Source organism: Bilifractor sp. LCP19S3_H10, from assembly GCF_052119185.1.
Lineage (GTDB): Bacteria > Bacillota > Clostridia > Lachnospirales > Lachnospiraceae > Bilifractor.
Genome location: NZ_JBQKFT010000002.1, coordinates 72,418 through 84,494, shown reverse-complemented (window position 1 = coordinate 84,494; position 12,077 = coordinate 72,418). Strand labels below are relative to the sequence as shown.

The following is a 12,077-nucleotide window of genomic DNA, read 5'->3' as shown; positions in this document are numbered from 1 at the left end:
GAAACAAAATACGTGCCGGACTGCATTCGGCCGATATGAGTTGTGATAAAATTATAGAAAGACTGTCCACGTTTTTATCGAAGAAAATTACTCCGGAAGACAAAATACAGGATTTGGAAGAAAATCACGACATACCAGTCACAGAGGCAACCCGCAGGGAGGGGAACAGTATGTGTAACTACAGCAGTTATGTTTTCTCAGAAGGGGAAAAGAAAGGTCTGGAGCAAGGAATTATCCTTGGCGCAATCGACACGATGAGAGATTACGGGGTTTCGGAAGAAAAGATCCTGCAGCGGATCATGAAGAAATACCAGATCTTGGAAGAGGACGCAAAACATCTGATGGAGGAAGCAAAAAAGCTTGTCTGATCTACAAAGACATTGAAAAAGGCCGCCGCACTGTTTTTTTCGTGCGGCAGCCCTTTTCTTGTCTGCAACTATTCAAACCCAATTTTTTAATTTTGGTACATGCTCGAACTTATTGATGTTGTTCGTTACATTCGCCAAGCGTATACTCTGTGTTTATATTGATTCCCTTTTTTCGGCGATTAATTCCCCACGGCCGTCTTCCATAAAATCATCTGTAAACAGATCTAATGACTGAATCAGACCCTCCCATCTATTTTCTTTTGGGACAAGAATAACAATATCGCCTATACGATTAATATTCACTTCATCCGTGTTAAATCTGAAATTTTTAGGGAGGCGTACTGCCTGACTTCCGCCATTTGAAAAAACCTTTCCAGTTTCGACCATAAAATCACCTCCATTCGATTTTAGCATATATCTGTGTATATACATTTGCAAGGGGTATTTTATCGCATACAAAAACCGCCCCGGAAGGGACGGCTTTCGTTTTTTCATCAATGGATCGATTATACCTGTTTTTGCAATTCCTGCACTGCGTCTTCTTCGGCAATCGTGTGAAGCCCCGGATAAACGGCGCACATCGTCGATAGTGGAATTTTGTCCGCCAGGGCGGCGCTTGCTATGCCCGTCTGTATATACAATGCACGATACATGAACCCGATCCAATGCGCAGCGGCGTTGTCGAAGACCTGATCATTTTCTTTTGCCTCTGTCCACGGAAAGCCTGTCAGCTCCGGCAGGATAAAATCCAGGTTTTCTTCAGGAGTGTGCATCTGATATCGCGAATACTGCGTATCCCATTGCCGTTTGCAGAAGTCAGAGTGTAGATAAGCGGGAACAAACGCTACAAATGTATCGTATACATAATGATTGGCAACATATTCGAAAATGTTGCCCTGCACATTGCAGATTGCATATTCTACGCTTGTCATTCTTTTTTCTCCTCTTCGATAATTTCTGAAAGAAATTTGCCGGCACGATTATACCTTGCTGCCATCTCGTTCACGACGTTTTGGCCTTCCTTCCTTTTCTCATCCGAAAATCGCAAGGCGTTTTCTGCCTCTTTTCCGCAGATCACGCGTTCGGTCAATATTGTGATCTGTTGGCACGCGAAGGGTGTTTTTGCTACGGCCTGCTCTCCGTAATCAACGCTGTCCAGACAATGCATCAGTGCAACATCGGTTAATCCGTTTTCTTCAAAACGTCGAATTGCTTCATTCATCCGATCATCGGCAATTGGACCTACTACAAGGTCCACCTGCTCCAATCGTGCCTTCGCCTGCTTCGCCAACATTGATTTTGCAAATTCTTTCGATTGTCTTCTACATGCCAGAACTGTCCACAGCCAGTCTTTTCCGGTCAAATACAATCGACGGGTCGTTGGTATTTTTCTCAGATCGAATTTCAGCTCATAAAAAACCGGATTTCGATCTGAAACCACCAGCCCCTTAATCTGATTCGGATTTGTCCCCATGTAAAATCCGCGACCAAAATCACAACTCTCACGACTGCAAGGGCGAATTTCGCCCTTTAGTCCGCCACGTGATCCATGTATAAGAGAGAGCTCCTGTTTGTGGCAAATATCCATACTGTTTCCTCCCTCTCGAATTATACCATGTCTGCCGGTATGCCGTTCACGAATTTACATCAGGATTCTTTCTGTAATTTACCGCATACAAAAACCGCCCCAAAGGGACGGTTCAGACTGTAGACAAAGTCCGAAGCACAACGCCTCGGATTTTTGCTTTTTTGAGACAAATAAAAAGTTAAAATTGTCAGTATCCGTGCGGTTTGTTGGCGTTTCTATGGTAAAATATAAGTGTCGGATTTATAAAAATGTTCCCCACAATCAGGAGATGCAAATGCTGACACAGAATGCCGATAAGAAGCGCGAGCAGATTCAAATGTTTTGTATGGATGATCTCGTTCCACAGGATCATCTTCTGAGACTGATTGACAAATCCATTGACTGGTCCTTCATTTATGATCTTGTAGAGGAAAAATATTCCCCTGATCAGGGACGTCCAAGCATAGATCCTGTCATGTTGATAAAGATTCCGCTTATACAGTATCTCTACGGCATAAAAAGCATGCGTCAGACGATCAAAGAGATCGATGTCAATGTTGCGTATCGCTGGTTTCTGGGTCTGGACATGTATGATAAAGTTCCGCATTTTTCTACTTTCGGCAAGAATTACACACGTCGATTTCAAGATACAGATCTTTTTGAACAGATTTTTTCACAGATCCTTTCCAAATGTTATAAATACAAGCTGGTCGATCCGAATGAGATTTTTATTGATTCCACGCATGTAAAGGCAAGGGCGAATAATAAAAAGTGGAGAAAGAAGATAGCTGAACAGGAAACGTTATTCTATCAACAGCAGCTCCAGAAAGAGATTCAGGAAGATCGTGCAGTGCATAATAAAAAGCCCCTGAAAGACAAGGATGACAATGATCCTAACAGCCCTGGTTCTGGCACTGGACATGAGATCAAGGAAAGTACAACGGATCCGGAAAGCGGATGGTTTCACAAAGGCGAACATAAGCAGGTTTTTGCATAATCCGTAGAAACGGATGTGACAAAAATGGTTGGATTCTGGGATATGATGTAAGTCCCGGAAACCTGCATGACAGCAGAACTTTTAAGGGAATCTATGACAAGATAAGAGACCAGAAACCTGAAATGATAGTTATGGATGCAGGTTACAAGACACCGGCGATTGCCAAGCTGCTTCTTGATGATGGAATAAAACCGCTGTTTCCTTACAAACGGCCAATGACGAAAAAAGGTTTCTTCAGGAAAAATGAATACGTTTATGATGAAGCCTATGATTGCTATATATGCCCGAATTATGAAATCCTGAAATACAGCACCACAAACAGGGAAGGCTATCGAGAGTATAAAAGTAATCCATCCATTCTCTTTTTCCATCAGAATTCTGTTTCACATAATTTTTAACGATAAAACAGGCTCCAGGGGCTTGCCCCAAAGCCTGTTTGTCTACAGTCTGATCAAAATTTTTCTTTCTTTTTTGCGCGAAAAAAATGGTGTACTGTTATTCTTTCTCATGAGCATAATCGTGATTCGTTTTTTCTGTAACCCGGCTATCCTTCCCTTCTCTTTTTTTGAAATCAGATGCAAGGCAGAATTTAACATCCGGGGTACGAATGGCAGCAGGAAACAAATCCCGGCGCAGAACTTCTACATAGAATCTCGTGATCTTCGCGACGGAAATCTCTTTGCTCATGAGATCCAGCGGTCTTGTATCGTTTACCGCCCTCATTCTTTCTGTTGTTCACAAAAAATACACACTTATTATGCCACAAATATCGGAGATGGGCAATTGGCGGATGCGGATTTTTGTGACCTTTTACAGTGATTTTACAAGGTTTTGCGGTTTCGGAAATCCGGAATCTCTGCCTCAGATCTCGGAAGATTGCCGTCGTTTCATTCGCGCCATCTGGCGTTTCATGGCATATCATCTTCATCACTGTCTTTTACCTGTCAGTTGCGGCACGCCTGGTATTAAAGATCCGCTGCCCAGTTACAATTCCCATTTACAATTGCTCGAGATGCATGTGAAAACCTACTGCTTTTTGGGCGTTTCTTCTTCTTCTTTTTGGACGTTTATTCTTCTCTTGTAAAATCAGCAAAATTTTTATAAAATAAAATTATATTCTTTCACTCACGTTGCTGAGTGTGGCGTTATTTTATATCATTTTCACTCATTTCCTGAGTATCTGATTTATATCATTTCCACAATCGGATTATTTTCCACAGAGAACAAAAATGTATAAAAGGATTTACGGAACTTATTCCTGCGGTTCCCGCGGATGAAACCGTAACCAATTAGAAACTCGAAGAGCACTCACAATATTTCAAATTTCAAAAGAAAAATCTAAAAATAAGGAGAGGTTTGCTTATGGTAAGACGTAAGAAAAGAATGCTGGTGATTGCAATGGCAGCAGCGGCGGTGATGATCAGCTGTTGCGGTTCCCCGGTAAAAAAGAACACAACAGTGGATCAGAATGCCATTGTCAAAAACGGCAGTTTGGACAACAAATCAGAATCGGAAGAAACTGCCATTACGAAGGAAGTGACTGTTCCGGCATCTGTAGAAACCACTCGCGGAGACATCGGGAATGCTCCCACCTATAAGAAAGTTGAGGTGATGACCGAGGACAAGAAAGAAGAAACATCCGTCCAACCGTCTCCTGAAAGGACGGATACCGATATAAAAACAAAAGAGAAAAAATACGAAAAGAAAGATACTTTTCCTGAAAAGTCCGATACAAAGGTAGAGACGAATACCAACACCGATACACACAGCACTGATACATACAGCACTGATACACACAGCACTGATACACACATTGCCGCGAGTATGAATACAGATACTTTTAATGATATTCAGCCCAGTCATACCCACAACTGGGAAGCGGTCACGAAGAGCGTTCATTATAATGCTGTCACGTATCAGGAGCCTGTATACGAGCAGAAATGGGTTGAGGATACTCCGGCATGGGATGAGACAATGGTTGTTAGTAATTCATACTACAAATGCAATTATTGTGAATTTACTACCGCTGACGTAGAAATAATGGGAGACCATTCTATAGAAGAAGGTTACGGATATAGTTTTATACCAGAGCAGACACAGATGGTTCACCATGATGCAACCGGACATTATGAGCAGGTACAGACTGGAACAAAAACCGTTACAGATCAGCAGGCGTATGATGAAACCGTAACGATCGGATACAAATGTTCAATCTGTGGTGCAACAAAATAATCCTCAAAGTAACTTTTTCTTCATTAAAAAAAGCTGTCGCACTAAGTAATTAGTGTGGCAGACTTTTCTAACGTATGAAATCCGGCCAGCAGGCCGGATTTCTCACATAGAGCCAAAGGGTGCCGCGGCTTCTGATGCGATAGCCCCTCTTCGCTTGTTACTTTCTGTTTTCCATTTTTCTCTGTCGTTTCATAACCACGAGCAGTGCACATACCGCAAGGGCAATTACCGCAATGGACAGAATCGTCAGGATGGCTCTTCCGGGTCCTCCGGTCTGCAAAACCATTTTTCCACTGTTCGCGACCCGGAATACCGGATTTATGACTTTTGTATCATTGACGCTGACAACCTTATGGTCTTTCAGCACTACCTTGATATCAACCGACTGCAGTGCCTTTTCGGGCGGTGCCGCTGTTTCACGGATATAATAAGTTCCGTCTTCCAGTCCTGACCATTGAACATAGCCATCAGTTCCGGATACCTGTTCCGGATAATCCTTCGGATTTGCACCAGTGCTGTCATTTTGTTGATATCGGGACTTGTCCTCGTTCAGAAGAACAAATTTTGCTCCGGCAAGGGACTGATGGTTGTTGTCAATCTTCATGATACGTACAGATCCGGAAGCTACATGATCATTGCCATGCATCACGAGGACTTTTCCGAGATCATCCCAGCGGATTTCCACTGTATTCGGAATGTCTGCCCCATCTTCAGGTGTGATTACAGCTGTCTGGTTGATCAGCGTGTCAAAACGGAGTCTTAAATAGCCTATACCTTCATACTGCTTCTTGGAAATCTTTTCCAGTCCGCTGGTTGTCAGAACTACTTTCAGCGTTCCGCCTGCGGTTCCTTCTGTTGCTCCGGATACAGTATAATCCTCGTTACCCAATGTCAGAAGAACATTTGCGTTTGTTTCCTGCGAATCGATGACATCCACTCTTACATTTCCCTTGTAATCCAGACGGGAGTCAATTGCATCCGTGAAGGATGCTCCCCTCTGTTCCGGCCTGGAATCTTCCATTCCGGATGGGATCTTCGTTGTGATGCTCCATGTATGGATCTCATAACGGTTGTTGCTGACCTTGGAGACCACTTTCTTTGGTGTTGCCACCAGGATACGTATCCTCTGTGCCTCGATGTTTTCTTCTTCTCTCGCCGATGCGGCTTTACCGGAAAGATTCAGTGTTTCAAAAGCAACCAGCTGGCAGTTCTGATACTGCATGGCATCAAAGCTGTAATGAATGTCCACGCTTCCAGAAGCTGTAAGATTTCCGCTTGTCGCTGCTCCGGAGATAAACGAGGTTTCCTTTGAACGGATTCCGGTATCAGTGAGGCTTCCATCCGCATTCACTTTCATCAGCTTTCCGGTTACTTCGTATACCTTGGATGGAGCGAGGTTTTCATAGATTATCTGATCGGTCAGGGTGACGTTGGTATCAAATGCCTTCGTATCATCCGCTGTCTGTACCGGTTTTCCGTTCTTATCCAGATCAAAGGCGATCATTTTCTCTCCGTCACCCGAGGCCTTATCTCCATTGACATCCTGGTACAGAATGGTGCTGATTTTCGGGAAGAAAACCATCTGCTCCGTATCATTCAGATCTTTGTGAGATGCAACCTCTTTTCCATCGACAAAGATGGACTCTGTTGCCACCACGGTTTTTCCCGTCATGCCTGTCGCGTCGAACGTGAAGACGTTCTTCACTTCTCCGGTTTCGCTGGTTACATTCAGAGTTGTCGAAGCGGTTACCGTTTTTCCGTTAATGGTGAGCGGCTGTCCGGACTGTTTGTCGTACAGAGTTCCGGATACCGTGATCGTCTTTCCAATGTAGGAGTTCAGGTTCTTAATACTAATAGTATCTGTGAGTTTGACTTCCTTCTTTGCTTCTGTGTACTGCGACCCTTCCTCATCGCGAAGACTGGTGGACGGTACTGGAATCAGAGTATCGTTAACGTCCAGTGATGTATCAGATAGGCTGTTTCCTGTTTTCACGGAAACCAGTTTGCCGCTGTCATCGACTCTTGCCAGGACGACTGAGCCGTAGCTGGTTCCGTCGGATCCGGTGAATGAGGCGTTATTGTCATATCCGCTGGCGGCTTTGGTTTCCTGAATGGTAATTGTGCCGTAAGGGACCACTGTGTGTGTTCCGGAAGAATCAGTTACTGTGTACAGCGCATCACCACCAACCTTATAAGTATTGTCGAAAAGAACTCTGTATTTTTGTATATTTTGTCTCCACTTAGCCGCAAACACCCATGTTCTTGTTGCCTTCGCCGGGAGTTCCGCCTGGCTGCTGTAGTAATTATTGTAGTACTTTACAGTAAATTCTGTTCCTTCCAGTGATGGTATATTCGCAGCAGCATTCGGCGTATTTTTATTGATCGTAATACCAATCGGGTCGGTTCCGGGCAGATCTGTTACACCTACCAGCACGGGTACACTTGCCGTACTTCCTTCTGTCACCGTTCCGGGATAAACTGTACTTGATAAATTGTACCCTTTGGGAGCCGTAATTTCCTTAATGTAATAGGTCCCAAGAGGCATTTGCAAGGTATTGGAATAACCATTTTCGTCGAGGGTAAAGGATTTTCCTGTACCCTGTGTACAAGCTGCATTTTTCCAAATTCCATACCAACCTCCCTTAAAGGAATAGCAGGGGTTTCCATTTGTGATTTCCGGATTGGAAGATGATTTATGGATACGGATATAACCATATTTCGGGGTATCCGTCACGTTTAATGTTAAAGGCTGATTCGTTGTGGATCCGGCAGTTACCTTTAATGGATAAACAGTTCCTGAGTATTCGTATCCTTTCGGAGCTGTAATTTCTCGGATGTAATAAGTTCCGGCTGGAAGTTCAACGGTATTGGAATAGCCATTTGCGTTTAGTGTAAACGACTTTCCTGTACCTTGTGTGCAGGCTGCATTTTTCCAAATTCCATAAAAACCACCTGAGAAGGAATAATTGGAATTTCCATCAGTCGCACCGGGATCCGAAGAAGATTTATGAATACGAACGTAACCATTCTGTACTGTAGGTTCATCTTCCGCTACTGCATAAACGATTACGGTTGTTCCAAGGAATCCAGCTGAACTGCTGCGAACTTTGTTTAAACCATATTCATACAGCCACTGCCGCCAGTTCTGGTTGGTAGCCTGTCCATTATTGTAATGAACAGAATTCCATGAAATAGAATCAGGAAGCCCTGATCCGTCATCAGCACGCATGTTTGTTAATTCTTTCCACGAACCATAGTATCCCGCTGTCGGAGTCTCCGGAAAGCTGTGTATCGGATAGGCAGTGCTTCCGTCCAACCCTATCGTATAAATACCAATCGCACCGACGACTCTGGCTTTTTTGGTTTTGGAACGTTTGGCAGCATCCTTCAAAGCGGCCTGTGCTGCTGTCTTATACAGGGTGCGGTAATCTGTTACATCGCCGTCGTTTACGGAACTCAGTGCGCCGCTGATTGCATGATGTTCAATCTGCTGTGTCCTGAAATTCGTAATATTGCTGTTTATAGCATTGTCGTTAGATACGTCGACACTTGTATTCTTTCCGCTGTCATGCCATACAAAGAAACCATGCACGTTTCCAATTGCTCCGCCTCCGGTTGCTCCTGAACTTCCGGATCCTCCATTGGCTATTTTGATGTCATCGGATGTGCTAACCGTATTGTCTTCATCCGTCTCACTGTTGTCTGCTGCGACGGTTGTGAAGATCGTTTTGTTATCGGCTGTAATCTTTCCTTCTTTGGAGAAGATACCAGAAAGCCTTGCTGCTGCTTCAGAAGTCGATGCGGCTATCACGTAATAATCAACGGTATCGCCGTAGTTGGTATCCTTGATTTTCTTTCCTTCAGCATCAGCGGCGCCGGCGATTACGGCTTCGTCAATTCCGCCGGGAATGTAATATTTGGCATTTTTGCCATTATTGCCCGCGGCGCCAATCACGACAATTCCGGCTTGAACCGCTTCTTTGACGGCCTTTTCGACCGCGGAAGTCTCTGCGTTTTTTGTTCCGGAAAGGGACAGATTGATCACACTTACCTTTCGTTCCATGGCATATTTGATGGCCGCTGTTACCGAAGACGGGGTGCCGTTTCCGTTTGCGTCAAGAGCTTTGATCGAAAGGATTTTGGCATCTGGATTCTCTTCGGTGATATACCCCGCCATCTGTGTTCCGTGGCCGTTGTCATCGGAAGCATCGTCGCCAAGCATGGAAACTGCCTCTGTAACATTGACTTCTTTGGACGCGCCGGTATCAATCAGGGCAATTGTTCCCTTTTCGACCGTGCCGGATGGCGCATCGGCAAGCTCTGTCAGAGGGTTGCTGTCCTCTGTCATCACGTGATCTTCTGTGACATCTGTGATGTCCGTGTCTGCATCTGCGGCACTGAGACACGCATTATCGATATTTACAAAATCCGCCGTTTCCAGATAACCGTTATATGCCTGTTTCGCTGCTTCTTCGCTCGGATACTGAATCAGGTACAAACCGTCATACGAAGACAGGATATGATCCTGATCGTCCGCTACGACGGAAGCGTCGTCTGTTCCGACCAGAAGGCGGGAAGACGAAAGACCGGTTTTTTCCGTCACTGTATCCTCTGCCTCATCCGCGTTGTTCATAAGGATAGATGATCCCGATGCGGATGAAACGCTTGCGGAAGATGATTTTACTGATTCTCCCGCAAAGGTTGTCGCAGGAAAGCTTGTGACAGCCAGCGCAGCCGCCAGAATGACGTTCAGTGCTTTCTGTAATTTTTTCATTTTTTCTTCCTCCTGCGTGTAAAAAATAAGACGATTCCAATGACACACACCGAAGCGGCTGCAAGGATCATATACAGGATCGGCAGAGTATCACCCGTCGGAGTTCCTCCGGTTTTGTGCACTGTAGGCGTTGGCTGCTTGTCTTTGCGGTTAACAAACTTTACCTCTGCCGGGACTTTCCGCACGATGCGTCCGGACGCGCCCTCTGATGTGGTCTTGTATCCATCCTGGTTCGCTTCCACCTCGGTTACCTTGTAATCCGAACCGCATGGAATCATCGTAATGGTTGCGATTTCTCCGGATTTCAGCTGAATCTTGTCTCCGGTTTTGATCGTTCCTTTCGTTCCATTGGAAATCTTGTAGGGAACCGAAAGGTCCGCGTCCGTCGTCTTGAAGGTGACGACAAAGTTGAATTTCTGATTTGTGTCTCCGGCACTGCCGCTTACCTGCTTGCTGATGACAATGTCGCCTGCAGGCAGGGATTTTGGCTCCACTTTCAGCTCGTAGTTCCAGAAGGTACGGTCGATATCCTCGCCGTCACTATAGGGCAGCTGGAACAGGAACGGGGTTGACGCATAATGCTCCGGTGCCGGAGAAGTCTCCATCCCAAGGTAAACCCCAAGCTCCATCCCGCTGATCGCGAGTTTTCCATCCTCTCCTGTCTTGCCGGTATAACTCGGCCCGATTTCCGGATGATCCTTGTAATACGCCTGTACTTTTCCCGCAATGGCTTTTGTGTCCGTATTCTGATCGATTACAAGATCCGGAATGATGGAAATGTACTGGTTTCCTACGGACGTGACGGTATCTGATCCGGATGCAGATGGTTTTTCCGCCTCCTCTTCCGGTCTGGTATCCGTCACAGAACTGGAGCTTACCGCTTCCGTTTCCGTCTTTGCATCCGTATCTGCCGCAGAGTCTGTATCTGTGGCAGTCGCTGCGTTCACGCCTGTGTCCGTTTTTGTTCCTGATCCAGGAACCGCCGTGGCATTTTCGTCTGCCAACTTCTGGGGCAAGTCCGCGGCATCTTCTGCCGTGATCTGCATGTTCAGGTCCGCGATTTTGTAGAACGTGAATTCCGCGTCCGTGACCGGATCGTTTCCGTCTATGGTGTCCTGGTAGTCAATGACAACCGTTCCGGTCTGTGACGGATCAATAACGGATGACCGGCTGTCCGGATTCTGTTCGGCAGAAATCGGAACCGCTGACAGGCCAAGAGCCATACAGCAGGACAGGCAGAACAGTTTTTTCAGAAATGTTCCTTTCATCCTTCGCTTTCTCCTTTCTTTTTCTTCAGGATGCACACGCATCCGATCGTTCCAAGGGCAGCAGGAATCGAGAGTATCAGCGCCATTTTGATCCATGGAAGCTTATCGTTATTCTTCAGGAGAATTGTTTCTCCTTCGGATTTGACGGGGATGTCCGGATAAGCCCGCTTCCCGGTGACAAGAAGCCTGTGATCGTTGATGCCGTAAGGCGTACAGGTGTACAGCGTAATGAGATCCTTCCCGTCTTCTACCTGCATGTAGGGATCACAGTCGCCCGGCAAAAGGACACGGATGTTTTCCACCGTGTAGACATGTTCATTATCCAGAATGCGGATGTAGAACCTGTCGCCTTTTGCAAGCTTTGTCAGGTCGGTGAAAATCCGGTTGCTGATGAGGCCCGTGTGTCCGGCAATCACCGCGTGGGTGCTTTTTCCGCCATAGGGAAGACTTGTTCCATACATGTGCCCGGTTTTGTATTCCAGCTCACTGTCCTTTGTCCCATGCGCCACCGGAAGATAAACGTTGATTTTCGGAATAATGATGTAGGCCATCACGCCGTCTTTCTGGTTCAGGATGGATTCATATTCCGAATCCGTGGCATCCGCGCCCTGATAGCTGAAGAAGCTTTCCTGCTGCTGACTGGCGATTTTCTGGTTGTATGCTTTTATTTTATCTTTTTCTTCCGCAACCTCTGACTTGTTCATGCCATCAATTTCGCTGCTGTAGCCGGTATATTTCGTTACCGCAGTTGCCAGATGGTACTCGTCAAGGATCAGGGGAGAAAGAAGTCCTGCGACTCCCGCTGTAAGAATCAGCCATACGAAAAGGAGCAGTATTTTTCGCTTCATCAGGGTGTCCTCTCTTCTTTTCT

General features: G+C 45.7%; 9 protein-coding genes and 1 pseudogene. 3 read left to right on the top strand and 7 right to left on the bottom strand.

What is annotated here, in order from left to right:
* Positions 1–170 precede the first annotated feature (170 nt).
* Positions 171–368 (top strand): hypothetical protein, encoded by a 198-nt coding sequence (locus ACTQZS_RS02230; protein ID WP_441474379.1) that lies wholly within the window; start codon positions 171–173, stop codon positions 366–368.
* Between the two features lie 153 nt (positions 369–521).
* Here the strand turns inward: ACTQZS_RS02230 and vapB are convergent, their stop codons facing one another.
* The 3 genes from vapB to ACTQZS_RS02215 all read right to left on the bottom strand — a co-directional run bounded on the left by vapB (position 522) and on the right by ACTQZS_RS02215 (position 1,956).
* Positions 522–755 carry a type II toxin-antitoxin system antitoxin VapB gene (gene vapB, locus ACTQZS_RS02225; protein WP_441474378.1) on the bottom strand — a complete coding sequence of 78 codons (234 nt, stop codon included), beginning with the start codon at positions 753–755 and terminating at the stop codon, positions 522–524.
* 119 nt (positions 756–874) lie between these two features.
* Positions 875–1,300 carry a hypothetical protein gene (locus tag ACTQZS_RS02220; RefSeq protein WP_441474377.1) on the bottom strand — a complete coding sequence of 142 codons (426 nt, stop codon included), beginning with the start codon at positions 1,298–1,300 and terminating at the stop codon, positions 875–877.
* Positions 1,297–1,956, bottom strand: coding sequence for a DUF3990 domain-containing protein (locus ACTQZS_RS02215; protein ID WP_441474376.1), 660 nt, complete (start codon positions 1,954–1,956; stop codon positions 1,297–1,299). The genes ACTQZS_RS02220 and ACTQZS_RS02215 overlap by 4 nt, the downstream gene beginning before the upstream one ends.
* Before the next feature lie 268 nt (positions 1,957–2,224).
* Between ACTQZS_RS02215 and ACTQZS_RS02210 the strand changes: the two are divergent.
* Positions 2,225–3,279: pseudogene (locus tag ACTQZS_RS02210) on the top strand (IS1182 family transposase); the annotation flags it as partial.
* Between the two features lie 148 nt (positions 3,280–3,427).
* On the opposite strand, the gene ACTQZS_RS02205 reads toward ACTQZS_RS02210, so the two are convergent.
* A complete protein-coding gene (locus ACTQZS_RS02205) occupies positions 3,428–3,655 on the bottom strand; it encodes a hypothetical protein (RefSeq protein WP_441474375.1) in 228 nt (75 codons plus the stop codon).
* A 639-nt stretch (positions 3,656–4,294) separates the two neighbouring features.
* Between ACTQZS_RS02205 and ACTQZS_RS02200 the strand changes: the two genes are divergently transcribed.
* Positions 4,295–5,164: a hypothetical protein gene (locus ACTQZS_RS02200; protein WP_441474374.1), complete on the top strand. Its 870-nt coding sequence runs from the start codon at positions 4,295–4,297 to the stop codon at positions 5,162–5,164.
* A gap of 157 nt (positions 5,165–5,321) precedes the next feature.
* Here the strand turns inward: ACTQZS_RS02200 and ACTQZS_RS02195 are convergent, their stop codons facing one another.
* Genes ACTQZS_RS02195 through ACTQZS_RS02185 form a run of 3 tightly spaced genes read right to left on the bottom strand, consistent with a single transcriptional unit; the run spans position 5,322 to position 12,054 of the window.
* Positions 5,322–9,938 (bottom strand): VaFE repeat-containing surface-anchored protein, encoded by a 4,617-nt coding sequence (locus ACTQZS_RS02195; protein WP_441474373.1) that lies wholly within the window; start codon positions 9,936–9,938, stop codon positions 5,322–5,324.
* Positions 9,935–11,206: a DUF7601 domain-containing protein gene (locus ACTQZS_RS02190; protein WP_441474372.1), complete on the bottom strand. Its 1,272-nt coding sequence runs from the start codon at positions 11,204–11,206 to the stop codon at positions 9,935–9,937. The genes ACTQZS_RS02195 and ACTQZS_RS02190 overlap by 4 nt, the downstream gene beginning before the upstream one ends.
* The gene (locus ACTQZS_RS02185) at positions 11,203–12,054 is read right to left on the bottom strand and encodes a class C sortase (protein ID WP_441474371.1); all 852 of its coding nucleotides are present in this window, start codon (positions 12,052–12,054) and stop codon (positions 11,203–11,205) included. The genes ACTQZS_RS02190 and ACTQZS_RS02185 overlap by 4 nt, the downstream gene beginning before the upstream one ends.
* Positions 12,055–12,077 lie beyond the last annotated feature (23 nt).